Below are 16,531 nucleotides of genomic sequence, written 5' to 3' on the forward strand. Positions count from 1 at the left end.
ATCCCGTCCTCAATTATCGGCATCGCCAGCGTTAAATAAATTTGTCATCGACTGCATTTACTACTACATCGCTGCGTGATTGAATGATTCTCAATTACATATCCGGAACATTTTTGGCGATGTGAACGGGTAGCTTTCGCAATTCAGGGCAATGATTTTTTAATTTTGGCTGCCATCTATCGGCAGTTTTTTTATGGGAAAACAGACAGATGACACACTTCTCCCCGACGTTCACGGGCACCACCGGGCGTGCGCTTTTTTCACTCCTTTTTCTGGGGGCCGTCAGCTCTCCTTCGCTGATGGCGGCTGAAACAACGCCCCGCAGCGACGACACGAAAAAAGAAGATGCGATGACGGTTATTGGCACGACCGCGCAGGCAGACCAGACCGTCACCGACGGCTACCAGCCCTTGAGCAGTTCTACCGCCACGCTAACGTCGATGCCGCTGCTCGATATTCCGCAGGTCGTCAACACGGTGAGCGATAAAGTATTAGAAGATCAGCACGCCACCTCGCTGGACGAAGCGCTGTATAACGTGGCCAACGTGGTGCAAACCAACACCCTTGGCGGCACCCAGGACGCGTTTACTCGCCGCGGCTTTGGCGCCAACCGCGACGGTTCGATTATGACCAACGGTCTGCGTACCGTGCTGCCGCGCAGCTTCAACGCCGCCACTTCGCGCGTGGAGGTGCTAAAAGGCCCTGCTTCCACGCTGTACGGCATCCTTGACCCGGGTGGATTAATTAACGTCGTGACCAAGCGCCCAGAGCGCACTTTCTCCGGCAATATTTCAGCGACGTCCAGCAGCTTTGGCGGCGGTAGTGGACAGATTGACGTCACCGGCCCCATTGAAGGCACCCAACTGGCCTATCGTCTGATTGGCGTATATCAGAATGAAGATTACTGGCGTAACTTCGGCAAGGATCGCAGCAGTTTTATCGCCCCTTCCCTGACCTGGTTTGGCGACGACGCGACGGTGAACCTTTCGTGGTCGCACCGTAACTACAATACGCCGTTCGACCGCGGCACGATTTTCGATCTGGATACCGGTCAGGCGGTCAACGTCCCGAGCAAGGTACGCTTCGACGAGCCGTTTAACATTACCGATGGCAATTCCGATCTGGCGCAGCTCAACGCGGAATACCGTCTGAACAGCCAGTGGACCGCGCGTTTTGACTACAGCTTTAGCCAGGATATGTACAGTGACAACCAGGCCCGCGTGATGGCCTATGACGCCAAAACCGGCAACCTGACCCGCCGTGTAGACGCGACGCAGGGCTCCACCCAGCGGATGCACGCCACGCGGGCCGATTTGCAGGGCAACGTGGTGATTGGCGGTTTCTACAATGAGTTGCTTACCGGGATCGCCTATGAGAATTATGACCTGCTGCGCACCGATATGATCCGCTGCAAAAACGTCAAGAACAGCCTCAATATCTATCACCCGATCTACGGGACGCTGGATAAATGCACCACCGTATCGGCGGCCGATAGCGATCAGCGCATTCAGCAGGAAACCTACGCGACATATTTGCAGGACGCGCTCTATCTCACGGATAAGTGGATTGCCGTGGCGGGCGTGCGCTATCAGTACTACACCCAGTACGCTGGAAAAGGTCGTCCGTTCAAAGAAAACACCGACAGCCAGGACGAAAAGCTGACGCCGAAGTTTGGCCTTGTGTATAAGGTTTCCCCCAACGTTTCGTTGTTCGGCAACGTTGCGCAGTCGTTTATGCCACAGTCGTCTATCGCCAGCTATATTGGCGACCTGCCGCCGGAAGAGTCTACTGCTTATGAAGTGGGGGCCAAATTCGACCTGTTCGACGGCGTGACCTCTAACATTACCTTCTTTGATATCCACAAACGTAACGTGCTTTATACCGAGACCATTGGCGACGAGACCTACGCCAAAACCGCGGGCAAAGTTCGCTCGCGCGGGATCGAGGTGGATGTCGCCGGTTCGCTGAGCGAAAACCTTAACGTCATTGCCAGCTACGGCTATACCGATGCCAGGGTCGAGGAAGATCCAGAATACGCAGGTAAACCGCTGCCCAACGTGCCGCGCCATACCGGTTCGCTGTTCCTGACCTATGACATTAACAACGTCTATGATAGCAACACGCTAACGCTCGGCGCTGGGGGGCATGCCTTGAGCCGCCGTTCCGGTACCAACGGCGCAGATTACTCTCTACCCGGCTACGCGGTCGCGGATGTCTTTGCCGCCTACAGGATGAAGCTACAGTATCCGGTTACGTTACAGGTGAACGTGAAGAACCTGTTCGACAAGACTTACTACACCTCATCAATAGCCAGCAATAATCTGGGTAACCAGATTGGCGACCCGCGCGAAGTGCAGTTTACGGTAAAAATGGCCTTCTGATTTCGCCAACGTCCAGCCCTCTTTCAGCCAGAGAGGGCTAACCTTTACATACTCTTTCAATCACTCATCACTTCCCTACAGTCCGCTTACGCATAATAGCTGCTTTAACTTTTAGACAACATTTTTGACTTTGAGGGATTAGAGTGATGCGTCAAGCTCTGCAACTTTCACGCTGGCTAGCAGGATTGCTCCTTGCCGTCAGCGTTGCGCTGCCAGCCAGCGCCAACTCCTGGCCGCTGCCGCCGCCGGGTAGCCGTCTGGTGGGCGAAAACCGTTTTCACGTCGTCGACAACAGCGGTGGCTCACTGGAATCTATCGCCAAGAAATATAACGTGGGTTTCCTGGCGCTGCTGCAGGCCAACCCTGGCGTCGATCCGTATGTGCCTCGCGCGGGTAGCGTACTCACTATCCCGCTGCAAACACTGCTACCCGACGTACCGCGTGAAGGCATCGTACTGAATCTGGCCGAGCTGCGGCTGTACTACTACCCGCCGGGCAGTAAAACCGTGACCGTATACCCCATCGGCATTGGTCAACTTGGCGGCACCACGGTGACCCCCACCATGGTCACCACCGTTTCAGATAAACGCGCCAACCCAACCTGGACGCCAACCGCCAATATCCGCGCGCGCTATCGCGCTCAGGGTGTTGAGCTGCCAGCGGTAATGCCTGCCGGACCGGATAACCCGATGGGGCATCACGCCATTCGTCTTGCGGCCTACGGCGGCGTGTATCTGCTACACGGCACCAACGCCGATTTTGGTATCGGGATGCGCGTCAGTTCAGGCTGTATTCGCCTGCGTGATAACGACATTAAAGCCCTTTTCGATCAGGTCACGCCTGGCACCAAGGTAAACATTATCAATACGCCGATTAAAGCGTCGATTGAACCAAACGGCGTCCATCTCGTGGAGGTTCATCAACCGCTGTCCGAGCATATTGATGATAACCCGCAGACCCTGCCGATTGTGCTTAACGCCGGGATGAAGGCCTTTAGCCAGAACCCTGCTACCGATAGCGAAGTGATGAAAAAAGTGATGGATGTGCGCTCCGGAATGCCGGTCGATGTCACCCGTCATCACGATATTGCGCAGCAAAGTATGTAGTTGAAAGCCCAAAGTAAAAGGCCCTGAGCGTATTCCGCTCAGGGCCTTTTTTATAGCAGTGGCATAAGCATTATGAGGGTTTTAACGCTTATTTATAGATTACCGCGGTACCGTGGAGGGAGTTCGGACCGCTAACGGAAGTGATGCGGAAAGATTTCGCACCCATTTCATCGGCTTTCTGAGACAGCTCTTGTTCCAGAGAAGCCAGGTTCGGACCTGCAGATGCGGCAATGTTGCCGACTTTGTGCTGATCTGCCGGAGTGGATTGCACTTCAACAGCGGCAAAGCTTGCAAATGACAGTGAACTTAGGACTGCGGCGATAGCCAGGGTTTTTACGTTTTTCATAATTTTTACCTTGCAGATGAATTTTTGTAGGTCAGACGTTATTAACTTAACGATCGATAAATTAATAGTAATGAGATCCAGGTCACACGTCAACGGATTTTTATAACGATCATTTATTTAATTAGAATTCATATATTTTTCATATGAATATGTTGAATTCTTTTTTGCGACGGAACCGCTAGCCCCCGCCGACGATTATTTTTATAATGAGCATTCACTAAACACCGACTGAGGTAGGCGGCACGATGACAACTGACACGCAAAGTTGCGCGAAAAAAGGCCGTGGTCGACCTAAAGTATTCGACCGGGAAGCGGCGCTGGATAAAGCGATGACGCTGTTCTGGCAGTATGGCTATGAAGCAACATCCCTTTCCGATCTTGTCGAAGCCACCGGCGCCAAGGCGCCGACGCTGTACGCTGAATTTGTGAATAAAGAAGGGCTATTCCGCGCCGTTCTCGATCACTACATCAACCGTTTTGCGTCGAAAAATGAAGCCTGTCTGTTCTGCGATGACCAGACGCTGCTGGAGGCGCTTCGTCACTATTTCACCGCCGTCGCCACCTGCTTTACCAGCAAAGACACGCCGGCGGGCTGCTTTATGATCAACACGTCTGCCGCCCTGGCCGCTTCTTCCAAAGAAATTGCGAAGACCATTAAGTCGCGTCACGCGGTACAGGAACAGACGCTATGCCAGTTCTTACAGCTGCGTCAGGCGCGCGGGGAGATCCCGGCAGAGAAAAACGTCGCCGAGCTGGCGCAGTTTCTGAGCTGTATTTTGCAGGGAATGTCGATTAGCGCTCGCGAAGGGGCGAGCTTTGAAACGCTGATGCAGATTACCGAAACCACCCTGCGCCTGTGGCCACAGATGATTGCCGTATAAAAAACGCCCCTCAGTCCGGGTGACGGAGGGGCGAATCAGCACACTCACACTTTTTTAGGCTTTATTCAGTACCAGCTGACCATTGCTATCCAGCGGAATCTGGCTGCCGGGCTGTTTATCCATGCGGATTTTGCCCTGCTGGTCGCCGATTTTGTAAGTCACATCATATCCGAGGGTTTTCTCGGACTTGTCGTACACCGTTTTACAGCGCTGTTCCGTCGTGGTGTAGGTGTCGTTATTCTGCATCGCACCCTGCACCTGGTTACCCGCATAGCCGCCGCCCAAAGCACCGACGACGGTTGCGACGTCTTTACCGCGGCCACCGCCAAACTGGTGCCCGATGACCCCACCGGCAACGGCGCCCAGCACCGAGCCGGCGATACGGTTTTCATCCTGTACCGGACGACGGTGCGTTACCGTCACATTGCGGCACTCCTGACGCGGGTTCTTAACGGTTTCCTTGATTGGCGTAGCGGAGATCACCTGCGCATACTGCGGGCCACGATCGAATACGTTCATACTCGCTACGGCGGCAACCCCGAGAGCGGCTGCAACGCCAATACCAATACCCGCCAACATTGATTTATTCACGGGACTTCCTCCTTTGTTGCTATTGCTAACAATTGTGCAACTTAAGTCAAACCATGACTATCAGACAAAAACTCAAAAGCAGGATTTTATGTGGGATTAGAGATGTTTGAGAGAATTCTGAAGGTGGATGCAGATAACAATTGAAAGCGCTGATAAGCGCAGCGCTTTGGACGGAACATTGGCGCACATTGCCGGATGGCGCTGCGCTTATCCGGCCTGCATGTTGTGATGCATGTAGGCCGGGAACCTTTCGGCGCGATTAGTGCAGTTTCAGGCGCGGACGGATGACGCGGTTGATACTCCCCACCAGCATCATCAAGCCGGTTTTGCAGTAGCCGTGCAGCGCAATCTGGTGCATACGGTACAGCGAGATATACACCATACGCGCGATACGCCCTTCAATCATCATCGAGCCACGCATCAGGTTACCCATCAGGCTACCGACCGTTGAATAGTTGGAGAGCGACACCAGTGAACCGTGATCCTTGTAGGTGTAAGGCTTCAGCTCTTTACCCTTCATCTGCGCCAGAATGTTGTTCAGCGCACAGGTCGCCATCTGGTGCGCCGCCTGAGCGCGCGGCGGCACAAAGCCCCCTTCCGGACGGGCGCAGGAAGCACAGTCGCCGATGGCGTAGATATCCTGATCGCGGGTGGTTTGCAGCGTCGGCTCAACCACCAGCTGATTGATGCGGTTTGTTTCCAGACCACCGATCTCTTTCATAAAATCTGGTGCTTTAATGCCCGCCGCCCATACCATCAGATCGGCCTCAATATATTCGCCGTCTTTCGTATGCAGACCGCCTTCATCGGCGCTGGTCACCATCGTCTGGGTCAGCACGCGCACGCCCATTTTAGTCAGTTCGCTGTGAGCTGCGCCGGAAATACGCGGCGGCAGCGCAGGCAGAATACGTTCACCGGCTTCCACCAGCGTGACGTTTAGCGCTTCGTTGTTCAACCCTTTGTAGCCATAGCTGTGTAGCTGTTTCACCGCGTTGTGCAGTTCAGCGGACAGTTCAACGCCGGTCGCGCCGCCGCCAACAATGGCGATGTTCACCTTACCGTTCGCGCCCAGGTTAGCGGAATATTTCAGGAACAGGTTGAGCATTTCCTGATGGAAACGACGCGCCTGGTGCGGGTTATCAAGGAAGATGCAGTGCTCTTTCACGCCCGGCGTATTGAAGTCGTTTGAGGTGCTGCCCAACGCCATCACCAGCGTGTCGTACGCCAGCTTGCGCTCAGGCACTAGCAGTTCGCCCTTCTCATCGCGCAGTTCTGCCAGGGTGATGGTTTTCGCTTCGCGGTTGATATCCATCACCGACCCCAGCTGGAACTGGAAGTGGTGATTACGCGCATGCGCCAGATAGCTCAATGCATCGACACCTTCGTCCAGAGAACCGGTCGCCACCTCATGCAGCAGCGGTTTCCACAGGTGGCTATGATTGCGATCCACCAGCGTAATTTTGGCTTTTTTACCCCGGCCAAGTTTGCGTCCCAGCTGGGTAGCCAGTTCCAGGCCGCCAGCGCCGCCACCTACAATTACAATTTTCTTCATTGGCGTAGTCACGAGACCCCCTTAAAATTTATTAACCAATTGTTAATTAAAAGTTATTAATTTAGCTCTTAGTTAACAACAAGTTACTCACAAGAAACCATTCAGCTGCAATGAGAATAACATGAATGGTGCATTGGTCATACCAAAATTGATGTGTATCAAGTTTTATCGCGCAGAAGTTGAGCGAACGGCATTGCGGTCGGCGAAAGAGGTGTCGGCGGGGTTAAAAATTAACAAAAAAAAGCCCCGACAGCCCAAAGCCGTCGGGGCTTCTCAGACGAAAATTTAGCCTAACGTTTTGAACGCTTTAATTCGCTGCAGATGCGGCGAAATGTTTTTAAACTTATGCCCCTGCTCTTCGTCCCAGATGATCTCATAGTAGTGATGCAGCATTTCTGCTGAACGCTGGCTATTAAGCGCCTCATCATGACGAGAGAGGATAGCCAGGCAACGGTCACGGTTCTTCTCGCGGAAGTTGTTCACACATTTAGTGGCAATATCCACGTACTCTTCCGGACGATCGATCTTGCCGTCCATATTCTCGTTCGGGAACAGGTTCGGGTTAAACATCACCTGGCGAATATCGCACAGAAAACCAATACGCTCCGCCCAGTAGCCGCCCAGCCCTACGCCACAAATCAGCGGGCGCTCATCGGCGTTTAACTGCAGCATTTTGTCGACTTCTTTCAACAGATGCTGCATGTCATGTTTCGGATGCCGCGTGCTGTAGCTAATCAACCGCACGTCCGGATCGATAAACTGCAGTTGCAGCACTTTCTCATGGTTACCTGGGCTATTCGAGTCAAAACCGTGTAAATAGATAATCATCGCGTCCTCACCACACCATTACTCCCACACCGGGAGGGTTAATGACCAGCCTTCACTTCCTGCCAGCGTTCGTGGAGTTGCTCCAGCTGAGCGCTAACCGTTTTCCAGCGGGCGGAGTCCATCAGTTCCTGACGGCTAAATGAACCTTTATGATACAACTTCGTAACACGCTCTGCGTTGATCGGCGACAGGTTATCCAGCACGCTGACCGCACCTTTACGATTATTGCAGACGAGGATCATATCGCAACCGGCATCGAGCGATGCCTGGCCGCGCTCAGCATAGCTGCCCATAATCGCCGCGCCTTCCATTGACAGGTCGTCAGAGAAAATCACGCCCTCAAAACCTAACTCACCGCGCAGCACGGTTTTCAGCCAGTGCGCAGAGCCGCTGGCTGGGCGCGGATCAACGGCGTCGTAGATGACGTGCGCCGGCATAATAGCGTCGAGCGAGTTTTCGCTAATCAGCGTTTTAAACACCGCCATGTCCTTCGCGCGGATATCCGCTTCCGGACGCGGATCGTGCGGCGTCTCTTTGTGCGAATCGGCGGTGACCGCACCGTGGCCCGGGAAGTGTTTACCCGTGGTTTTCATCCCGGCGGCGTGCATGCCGTCAATAAAATGGCGCGCCATCAGCAGCGCTTTCTGCGGATCCTCATGATAAGAACGCTCGCCAATGGCGGTACAGATATGGCCCACGTCCAATACCGGCGCGAAGCTGATATCAATATCCATTGCGATCATCTCACTGGCCATCAGCCAGCCCGCATCGACCGCCATCCGGCCCCCGTCCTCTTCCCCGAGCACCGCCGCAAAAGACTGCGCGGCCGGTAAACGCGTGAACCCTTCGCGGAAACGCTGTACGCGGCCACCTTCCTGATCGACGGCCACCACCAGTCGGTTACGCGAGGCGCTGCGAATCTGGCGGACCAGTTCACGAAGCTGCTCAGGGTCGTGGTAATTACGGGTAAACAGAATTAAACCGCCAACCAGCGGGTGCGCCAGAATCTCACGTTCTTCGGCATCCAGCTCGTAGCCTTCCACATCCAACATTACTGGCCCCACACGGCCTCCTTTTTGTTCTTCAGCTGCTGCCAGATTTCATTGGCCAGCGTGATAAATTGTTCGTCACCGGTTTGTTGCCAGCGACACTCGAACCAGCCCGCCATCAGCATCAGCACCCACGGACGCCAGCGTAATGTCTGCTGCCACAGGGCGTCTGGAGACAGATGCGCCAGCTCGGCATAAACCTGAATCAGTTGATAGCGTTGTTGATTGTCCGGCATCCACACCGCCGCCAGCTCCAGGGCGATATCGCCATCGCCCGCGTATTCCCAGTCGATTAGCCTTAAACCGCCTTCGGTATGCACAATATTGCCGGCGTGGACATCCATATGCAGCGGCGCCAGTCGCAATGGCCGCGGCTCCTTCCGCTGGCGCAGCCGTTGCAAGCTGCGCAGCCAGAAAGGCGTACGGCGTGACGGGCTGCACTGCTGCCAGTACCGTTCTAACAAAGGCAGGAGCGCCAGCCGCCAGCCAAATCGAGGCTCCCGATGCAAATCATACAGGAGAGTCGCCAGCGGTTGATGCGCCGGAAGCACGCTTTTGATCTCTCCGGCTAAAAAATCAACCGCCATCCAGCCGTGCGTATAAAAAACAGGCTTTGGCGCCAGCGTGGCGGGTAGTCGACGTAAGGCGTGATATTGACGAAGGAATTCGCTTTCCGGCGCGTCGGACGCATGATGCTGACGCAGCACCAGCCGCCGTTCACCGTGTTGAAGAATGCAGCTGCTGCCGCTCAGCCCCGCATATTCGGGGCTGGCGACGATGTGATAGTGCGGAAATTCACGTGACAGCAGTGCGTCACGTGAAAGCTTACTGTTGCGCAACCGCACCTTTACCTGACCAGACGATCTCACCGGTTTGTACCAGCATCAGCTGCATTTGCAGCGTCGGCGCGTTCACGTTGCCGGTAGCGTTAGAGTAGAGCACGTACTGGGCACCCACGTTACGGGCAATGCCCATCGCTTTACTGCGTGAACCCAGGCTGTCCTGCGGCGACAGGCCTAACTGTTGCTTAGCCACCGCCAGCTGTTGGGCAGACACGAGGGTAAACTTGCCGTTACCTGCCAGCGCGTTACGCAGCGCGGTTGTCGCTTCCCCGGCGTTCAACGAACCGTTGGTGCGGTTGTTAACGCTGTCGACCAGCAAAATGCTGCCCGCCGTTACGCCGCCGGTTTGCAGCATGTTGCCAACCAGCGGCTGTGCTGCGCCGTTCCAGTCATAGTGCCGTACGCGCGGCGTTGGCTGCGCAGGCGTTTCACCGCCGTGCTCAATCGGCCCCGGCTGCTGCGGAATCGTCGGCACGCTCGGTACTGTCGGCACCGGCTGCTGCGGCTCAGCTGGCTGTTGTGGCTGCTGCGGATTTGCCGTATCGACTGGCGCCGGTTGTTCACGCACCGCACACCCTGCTAGCACCAGCGCCAGCGAGGCCATCAACGCATAGCGACCCAATTTACTCATTCCAGTTTACCCCTCACAGATAAAGATAAAGTCGGGCTTTATGCGCCCCTAAACCGTTAGCCGTCCCGTAAAGCGTGATCGACCCCATTGCCGGAATCGTGATGCTGCGCGGCGCTTCCAGCGGGTGCATTTCCAGCCCTCTGGCGTCATACCAATAAAAACGATAGTGAACGGTGACCGGCTGCCGCCTTTCGTTGAACAGTTTCGCGCTGGCGGTCGCCTGAATATCTGACGACGAAAGCTCAGGCTTCTCCGCGCTGATACCTGCCGCCAGAACGTTAGACTCCATCACCAGCGTCTGCTGTTCACTGACGGCGATTTCCGGACGCGAATGACACCCGGTCAGCAGCACCGTACCTAACAAAAGACCCAGACATGCCGATTTCATAGATTAGCCTTTATGCGCCAGCATCGGCCCCAGCGGACGACCGCCCAGCAGGTGCATATGGATGTGGTAAACTTCCTGCCCGCCGTGGCGATTGCAGTTCATGATCAGACGGTAGCCGTCTTCGGCAATCCCTTCTTGTTGCGCGATTTTCGCCGCCACGGTAATCATGCGCCCCAGCGCCTGCTCATGTTCGGCGGTGACGTCGTTGGTGGTGGCAATCAAGGTATTGGGGATAATCAGAATATGCGTCGGCGCCTGCGGAGAGATATCGCGAAAGGCGGTAACCAGATCGTCCTGATACACCATATCCGACGGGATTTCACGACGAATAATTTTGCTGAAAATGGTTTCTTCTGCCATACGGAATTCCTTTATTATTCTGATATGCCGTCGGTAAAATCGTTGCCGACGAACAGGTTAGATGCCAGAGTATGAGCGAGTTACGCCACCTCTTTCAACCGTAATACGATTTTTCTTACCTCTGGTCGCTACTTACGCACCCACTGGCCGTTAATGCCCTGCACGTATTCACCCGGCAGCGCTTTATCAATCAGTTTTTTCCCCGCCAGCCGTGCCACTTCCTGCTGCGGGAGATTGTTGCTCAACGCCAGCTGCTGATAGCTTTCGCTACGCGCCTGATTAATTTTCTTCACCAGCGTCAGCGTGTCGCTATCCTTAGCCAGCGCCGCCAGATAGCCACCCTGCGTTTCCCCTACCCGCCCCTGTGTTCTCGCCTCTGATAGCGTTAACGCCAGCGCCTGAACGCTAAACAGGCCACACAGCAGGACCGCGATGATAGGCATTTTTCTCATGTTGGCGCCCCTCAGAATAGGTCACTACGCGATTTCAACAGATCCTCAACGTCCTTATCGGCCTTGATGCGGATCTCGTGCTCAATCTTAACGTTCATATTGATGGTAATCGGCTCCTTCGGCGCGGCCACCTCAATGCGCGGTACGCATCCCGATAACAGCGTCATTGTCGCAATGCCCAGTATGGCGATGGATACTCTCATTATTGCTCCTTACATTCCGTGCCGCTGCGACACGGTACGCCGGGAAGGGTCGCGTGTTGCTCAAGCCATGACTGAAGTTTGTCGCCAAAGCGCAGGCTTCGCCACAAATCAAAAACATTCTCCTGGTGCGTGTAATTCAGGCGCACCGTACTGCGTTTCTCATCCATCACTCCGGTACCGGTCACCGTCGCCTGTAACGTCAGCATACCCAGACTATCGAGATTGATCCGCGTCCACGAGCGGGAGATTTCCATATAGCGTAGCCAGTTGATTGCCGCCCCCGCGGCGATATTATCGTCGGCTACCGCGTCCGCGGTGTCTTTATCCAAACGTAGCGTCATCGGGCCAGGGTTATGCAGCCAGCCGTCCTTAATAATCCATTTGCTGTCGTTCAACCACAGCGGTAGCGCCCCATCTACCGGGCCGGACATGGCGAACTGTTTCGGGTTCACCGCGCTCACCAGTTCGCTGGTAGAAATATGTTGCAAGCGCAACAGCGCCGCGTCGCGCTGCGGCATGCGCAACTGCTGCATCGTGACCTTTCCACCCAGCACATCAACGCTGACATCGCTCAGCTGCAGCGGCGCGTCTTCACTCCACGGCCAGGTACCCTGAAGATCGGCGGTCACGTTGCGCGCGGTGACCTGGTTAATGATTTCCGCAATTCGCAGGGAGACCGGTCTACGCGTTCCCAGTTGCCAGACGCCCGCTTTCAGGCGGAATGGCAGCACAAAATCGACGCCATTTATTTCGTTATCCGGCATCCACGCGCTGCCGTTGCGCAGCACGCCGTGGCCGCCGGCTTCAAACCCTTGCCCGGCGGCGGCAGAGAACGCGACCTGCGCGTACAGCGTTCCTTCACGCAGCTTCATTTTCCAGTCTGGCGGCACCAGCGGCTGGAACACCTCCAGCGACTGTTTTGGCCACCACGCCTGCCCGCGTAAACGCTCGCCGTCCCAGCGTCCCGTCACCCGTACCGGGCCAATCTCCCGCGCTTTCAGGTCGCCTTTAAACTGGAAGAAGGTCGGATCTCGCCCTTGCATGCTAAAGGTCAGCGCCGATGCGGGCAGCATGCTGCCGCCGGTAAATCGGGTTTCGTTAGCATCAAGCGCCAGCGTTCCTGTAAACGAAGGATGCTGTTCATTGCGAATCCAGTGGATAGGCTGTTCCAGCTTCAGACGCGGCTTATCAATGGTCATGGTGCCATATTGCAGCTTATCGAAGCCGGTCGAGAGTGTATTCAGCACAATGGCGCTGTCACGCCATTCGCCAGTCCCGGTCACATCCCAGCGCGCCTGCATTGGCGTAAAGTGGCCATCTCCCCAATAGCGCCAGCGCCAGGTACCTTTGTCCGGCATGAAATTGTCAGCCTGTCCGTCCAGGTGCAACACAAAATCGCCGGTCTGCTGTTCATGGGCACGCAAAATAGCCTGTAAGCGACCATCAATGCCCTGCGGCGAAATTTTCACCCCTGCTAGCGGCCAGCGTACGTCATCAATATTCAGCGCATCAATCACTCGCCCGCGCGAGCGTAAAAGCGCCCCCGGCTGGAACGCCAGAACCGGCGTCATCAGCGGGCCGCTGAGATGTGCGGGCAATTTTGCGTAAAAGATCAAATCGCCCTGTTTCGCTTCTCCCACCAGCTGAAGCGGCATGTCGCTGTTATCCATACTCAGCACGCCCGGCCCCACGTTCAGCACCGCCACGCCTTTCCCGGCATCGCCAGAGGTCAGAACGCTGAGGCGACCGATCACCTGCGTTTTATCCACCCCTTGTTGCCAATTCTCCAGCTTTACCGCGACGCGGCCGCTGAGCGGAATGCCTGCCTGATACGGCCAGTTCCAGCGCCCATCGCTGATGGTCAACAGCTGTTCCGTTAACGTCCAGGGCAGATCGACTAAGGGATCGCCCTCGCCGCGCGCCATCATCACCAACTGCCCCTGATTACCGTCCCAGTTAAGTTCCGCATCGACTAGCGAAGGCACCTGCGGCACCTGGAAGGTAGACTCGAGATGCCCTTTTACCGGCAAGCCGTCCGGCACCAGCGGCATCGTGAACTCGCCGAGTAATTTAACCGGCGGCTCTCCGTCGATCAGGCTGGCGTGAAATTCGCTCACCGTCAGCGCCTGTCCGTGCAGTCTGGCGCGTAGCCCAACCTGCTCGCCCGTATACTCCACATCCTGGCGCTGCGACGTCAGCGAAACCTTCAGCTTCCCCTGCCATTTTTCCCATGGGGATAGGCTGAGCGCGTCAATGGTCAGCCAGGTGTTTGGCAGCATCGACTGCCATTCCGCCAGCGTGCGCGGCGCGCCGGGAACCGCATCGTTTTGCGGCAGCTTATTAAAACAGAGGGAATTGAGGTTGGCCGATGCGGCGTGTAGCCGCCAACGGCTAGGATGTGACAGGGTCACGTCTTTCAGGGCGGCAAGTTCGCAATCCCCCACCAGATAGCGCAAATCGGGAATATGCAGCGCTGAACGCGTCAGCCGAGGACTCTCGTTAAGCGCAATACGCGTACCGGCCGGAAGCCAGATGCCCACCAGCGTAGGAACCCAGTACCCCAGCGTCATCAGCAAGGTGAGCGGCAGAAGTACTAAAAGCAGGAGTAGCGCAATAATGGCTTTATATTTACCCTTCATGGGTGCAGTCATATCCTGATTGAGCAAGCGGTGATGCCAGACCGCGCAGCGGGCAGTCCAAAGGCGCATATTGTGTCATGTCAGACCAGAGAGTGAAAGCCGCTGTGATGTTTTAAGAATAGCTGCTGAAAAATAAAATGTGAGGAATTTCAGTTGATTCTGATTGAGAATCATCATTCGCGCCCCCATTTAAAGCGCGTATACTGAAGGGAGTTTCTTTACGAATCCTTAGCTTTCAAAACATTTTTATATTTTGTAAGAATTTTTGAATTGTGCTAACTTGACTCTAAAATCATTGGAGAAAAGTCTCATGAAAATCGCCGTTTACAGTACAAAGCAGTACGACAAAAAGTACCTGCAAAATGTTAATCAGGCATATGGCTTTGAGCTTGAGTTTTTTGATTTCCTGTTAACGGAAAAAACGGCCAAAACCGCCCATGGCTGTGAAGCGGTCTGTATTTTCGTTAACGATGACGGCAGCCGTCCGGTGCTGGAAGAGTTGAAAAATAACGGCGTGAAGTATATCGCTTTGCGTTGTGCGGGCTTCAACAACGTCGATCTTGACGCGGCGAAAGAGCTCGGTTTACGCGTCGTACGCGTCCCTGCCTACGACCCGGAAGCCGTAGCCGAACACGCCGTCGGTCTGATGATGACATTGAACCGCCGCATTCATCGTGCCTATCAACGTACGCGTGATGCTAACTTCTCGCTGGAAGGCCTGACCGGATTCACCATGTTCGGTAAAACCGCCGGCGTGATCGGTACCGGGAAAATCGGCGTTGCCGCCCTGCGTATCTTGAAAGGCTTTGGCATGCGCCTGCTGGCGTTTGACCCGTATCCAAGCGCCGCCGCGCTGGAGCTGGGCGTCGAATACGTCGACCTGCCGACGCTGTTCGCCGAGTCCGACGTGATTTCCCTGCACTGCCCGCTCACACCCGAGAACTATCACCTGCTTAACGCCAGCGCGTTTGAGAAGATGAAAGACGGCGTGATGATCGTCAATACCAGCCGTGGAGCGCTCATTGACTCTCAGGCAGCGATTGAAGCCTTAAAAACGCAGAAAATCGGCGCGCTGGGGATGGACGTGTATGAGAACGAACGCGATCTGTTCTTTGAAGATAAGTCTAACGACGTGATTCAGGATGACGTGTTCCGCCGCCTCTCGGCCTGCCATAACGTGCTGTTCACCGGTCACCAGGCGTTTCTGACCGCAGAAGCACTGACCAGCATTTCAGAAACCACCCTGCAAAACCTGCAGCAAATTGATACCGGCACTGATTGCCCTAACGCAATCGCCTGACGAGTTATGCTCCCCGGCTACGGTTGGGGAGCATTTTCGGATAAGCCCCACAGACACCTCCCGCTGTACAGTTATGCTTCAAACATATTCACACCACTAATGATTTATAAGAAGTCCTGTACCATGAAGAACCTATTTCTCCTGCTGGCTGCGGCCGCCCTCCTGTCTGGATGTGTCTATAACAGCAAAATGTCGACGAACGGTGAGCAGCTTCAGCATCACCGCTTTGTTTTAGAAAGTGTGAACGGTCAAACGGTCAACAGCAACGGTGCCCCGCTCGAACTGAGCTTTGGCGAAAAGCAGCCGATTCTTGAGAAGATTTATGTTTCCGGCACCATGTGCAACGGTTTTTCCGGCACCGCAACGCTGCATAAAGGTGAATTAAAGGCGAACGAACTCGCCATGACGCGTAAACTGTGCAGCGACGCTCAGCTTAACGTGCTGGACGCCACGCTCAGCAATATGCTGCGCCAGGGCGCGCAGGTTGATTTAACCGAACAACAGCTCACGCTCGCCACGGCGGACCAGACGCTGGTCTATCGCCTGGCCGATCTGATGCATTAAGGCTTAGTAGCTGCCGCAGGTGCCGGTAGCAAGAGACTGCTCGCTGCAACGCTTACCGTTTGGCAGCGCGCACATGCCGATACTGGAGCCGTCCAGCTGGCGCGCGGCGGAAAGTGACCCGCCAATCATCGCGCAGTTCGCTTCGCCCGAGCTGGACATCGCCGCTCGCATTCCTGGCGTCACGTGTGCCGCCGTTGCCTGCTGAACAGGTTCACTGCTGCACGCGGATAATAATAGCGCCGCACACCCGACTAAAAACGCAGCTCGCATCTCTTCTCTCCGTATCGCAAAAATAAGAACAAACCTAAGCATCATAGGCAGCGCTGGCCGCTGCGTCGAGAGACGAAGTGCGCATTTATGCGCTCTGGAAACATTTTCTCGCAATTTTGTGGCCAAAAACATTCGTATCATTGATACA

The 16,531-nt window shown here is 55.2% G+C and carries 18 protein-coding genes; 5 read left to right on the forward strand and 13 right to left on the reverse strand.

Features of this window, described 5'->3' with window-relative positions:
• The first annotated feature begins 299 nt into the window (after positions 1 to 299).
• Both ABTW00_RS12610 and ldtC read left to right on the forward strand, forming a co-directional pair.
• Positions 300 to 2,381, forward strand: a complete 2,082-nt coding sequence (locus ABTW00_RS12610; RefSeq protein WP_433641031.1) for a TonB-dependent siderophore receptor — start codon at positions 300 to 302, stop codon at positions 2,379 to 2,381.
• 146 nt (positions 2,382 to 2,527) lie between these two features.
• Complete coding sequence (gene ldtC, locus ABTW00_RS12615; protein WP_433635887.1) at positions 2,528 to 3,487, forward strand: L,D-transpeptidase LdtC; 960 nt, start codon at positions 2,528 to 2,530, stop codon at positions 3,485 to 3,487.
• Positions 3,488 to 3,575: 88 nt separating this feature from the next.
• On the opposite strand, the gene bhsA is transcribed toward ldtC, so the two are convergent.
• The gene (gene bhsA / locus ABTW00_RS12620; protein ID WP_064545779.1) at positions 3,576 to 3,833 is read right to left on the reverse strand and encodes a multiple stress resistance protein BhsA; all 258 of its coding nucleotides are present in this window, start codon (positions 3,831 to 3,833) and stop codon (positions 3,576 to 3,578) included.
• 245 nt (positions 3,834 to 4,078) lie between these two features.
• On the opposite strand from bhsA, the gene ABTW00_RS12625 reads away from it, so the two are divergent.
• Positions 4,079 to 4,714 carry a TetR/AcrR family transcriptional regulator gene (locus ABTW00_RS12625; protein ID WP_064545781.1) on the forward strand — a complete coding sequence of 212 codons (636 nt, stop codon included), beginning with the start codon at positions 4,079 to 4,081 and terminating at the stop codon, positions 4,712 to 4,714.
• 54 nt (positions 4,715 to 4,768) lie between these two features.
• Here ABTW00_RS12625 and ABTW00_RS12630 read toward each other — a convergent pair whose 3' ends face one another.
• The 11 genes from ABTW00_RS12630 to ABTW00_RS12680 form a co-directional block, all read right to left on the reverse strand.
• Complete coding sequence (locus tag ABTW00_RS12630) at positions 4,769 to 5,305, reverse strand: glycine zipper 2TM domain-containing protein (protein WP_074398785.1); 537 nt, start codon at positions 5,303 to 5,305, stop codon at positions 4,769 to 4,771.
• 259 nt (positions 5,306 to 5,564) lie between these two features.
• Positions 5,565 to 6,869 (reverse strand): NAD(P)/FAD-dependent oxidoreductase, encoded by a 1,305-nt coding sequence (locus tag ABTW00_RS12635; RefSeq protein ID WP_065358180.1) that lies wholly within the window; start codon positions 6,867 to 6,869, stop codon positions 5,565 to 5,567.
• A gap of 273 nt (positions 6,870 to 7,142) precedes the next feature.
• A complete protein-coding gene (gene ycfP / locus ABTW00_RS12640; protein ID WP_064545786.1) occupies positions 7,143 to 7,685 on the reverse strand; it encodes an alpha/beta hydrolase YcfP in 543 nt (180 codons plus the stop codon).
• Between the two features lie 38 nt (positions 7,686 to 7,723).
• Positions 7,724 to 8,749 carry a beta-N-acetylhexosaminidase gene (gene nagZ, locus ABTW00_RS12645; RefSeq protein ID WP_433635889.1) on the reverse strand — a complete coding sequence of 342 codons (1,026 nt, stop codon included), beginning with the start codon at positions 8,747 to 8,749 and terminating at the stop codon, positions 7,724 to 7,726.
• The gene (gene thiK, locus ABTW00_RS12650) at positions 8,737 to 9,579 is read right to left on the reverse strand and encodes a thiamine kinase (protein ID WP_271447528.1); all 843 of its coding nucleotides are present in this window, start codon (positions 9,577 to 9,579) and stop codon (positions 8,737 to 8,739) included. Before thiK ends, nagZ begins: the two co-directional genes overlap by 13 nt.
• The gene (gene lpoB, locus ABTW00_RS12655) at positions 9,560 to 10,198 is read right to left on the reverse strand and encodes a penicillin-binding protein activator LpoB (protein WP_167351058.1); all 639 of its coding nucleotides are present in this window, start codon (positions 10,196 to 10,198) and stop codon (positions 9,560 to 9,562) included. The genes thiK and lpoB overlap by 20 nt, the downstream gene beginning before the upstream one ends.
• 22 nt (positions 10,199 to 10,220) lie before the next feature.
• Entirely contained in the window at positions 10,221 to 10,595 is a 375-nt protein-coding gene (locus tag ABTW00_RS12660; protein WP_433635891.1) for a YcfL family protein, read from the reverse strand.
• Positions 10,596 to 10,598: 3 nt separating this feature from the next.
• The gene (gene hinT / locus ABTW00_RS12665) at positions 10,599 to 10,955 is read right to left on the reverse strand and encodes a purine nucleoside phosphoramidase (RefSeq protein ID WP_064545797.1); all 357 of its coding nucleotides are present in this window, start codon (positions 10,953 to 10,955) and stop codon (positions 10,599 to 10,601) included.
• A 128-nt stretch (positions 10,956 to 11,083) separates the two neighbouring features.
• Positions 11,084 to 11,407: a YdbL family protein gene (locus ABTW00_RS12670; protein WP_064545799.1), complete on the reverse strand. Its 324-nt coding sequence runs from the start codon at positions 11,405 to 11,407 to the stop codon at positions 11,084 to 11,086.
• Positions 11,408 to 11,418: 11 nt separating this feature from the next.
• Positions 11,419 to 11,574: a YnbE family lipoprotein gene (locus tag ABTW00_RS12675; protein WP_416374502.1), complete on the reverse strand. Its 156-nt coding sequence runs from the start codon at positions 11,572 to 11,574 to the stop codon at positions 11,419 to 11,421.
• 35 nt (positions 11,575 to 11,609) lie between these two features.
• Positions 11,610 to 14,249 (reverse strand): YdbH family protein, encoded by a 2,640-nt coding sequence (locus tag ABTW00_RS12680; RefSeq protein WP_433635892.1) that lies wholly within the window; start codon positions 14,247 to 14,249, stop codon positions 11,610 to 11,612.
• 310 nt (positions 14,250 to 14,559) lie between these two features.
• On the opposite strand from ABTW00_RS12680, the gene ABTW00_RS12685 reads away from it, so the two are divergent.
• On the forward strand, positions 14,560 to 15,549 hold the full coding sequence (locus tag ABTW00_RS12685; RefSeq protein WP_433635893.1) for a 2-hydroxyacid dehydrogenase: 990 nt from the start codon (positions 14,560 to 14,562) through the stop codon (positions 15,547 to 15,549).
• A gap of 123 nt (positions 15,550 to 15,672) precedes the next feature.
• Positions 15,673 to 16,113, forward strand: a complete 441-nt coding sequence (gene hslJ / locus ABTW00_RS12690; protein ID WP_064545807.1) for a heat shock protein HslJ — start codon at positions 15,673 to 15,675, stop codon at positions 16,111 to 16,113.
• Positions 16,114 to 16,116: 3 nt separating this feature from the next.
• On the opposite strand, the gene ABTW00_RS12695 is transcribed toward hslJ, so the two are convergent.
• Entirely contained in the window at positions 16,117 to 16,383 is a 267-nt protein-coding gene (locus ABTW00_RS12695) for a putative hemolysin (protein ID WP_064545809.1), read from the reverse strand.
• Positions 16,384 to 16,531: the final 148 nt, after the last annotated feature.

The organism is Kluyvera georgiana (assembly GCF_050990895.1).
Taxonomy (GTDB): Bacteria; Pseudomonadota; Gammaproteobacteria; order Enterobacterales; family Enterobacteriaceae; genus Kluyvera; species Kluyvera georgiana.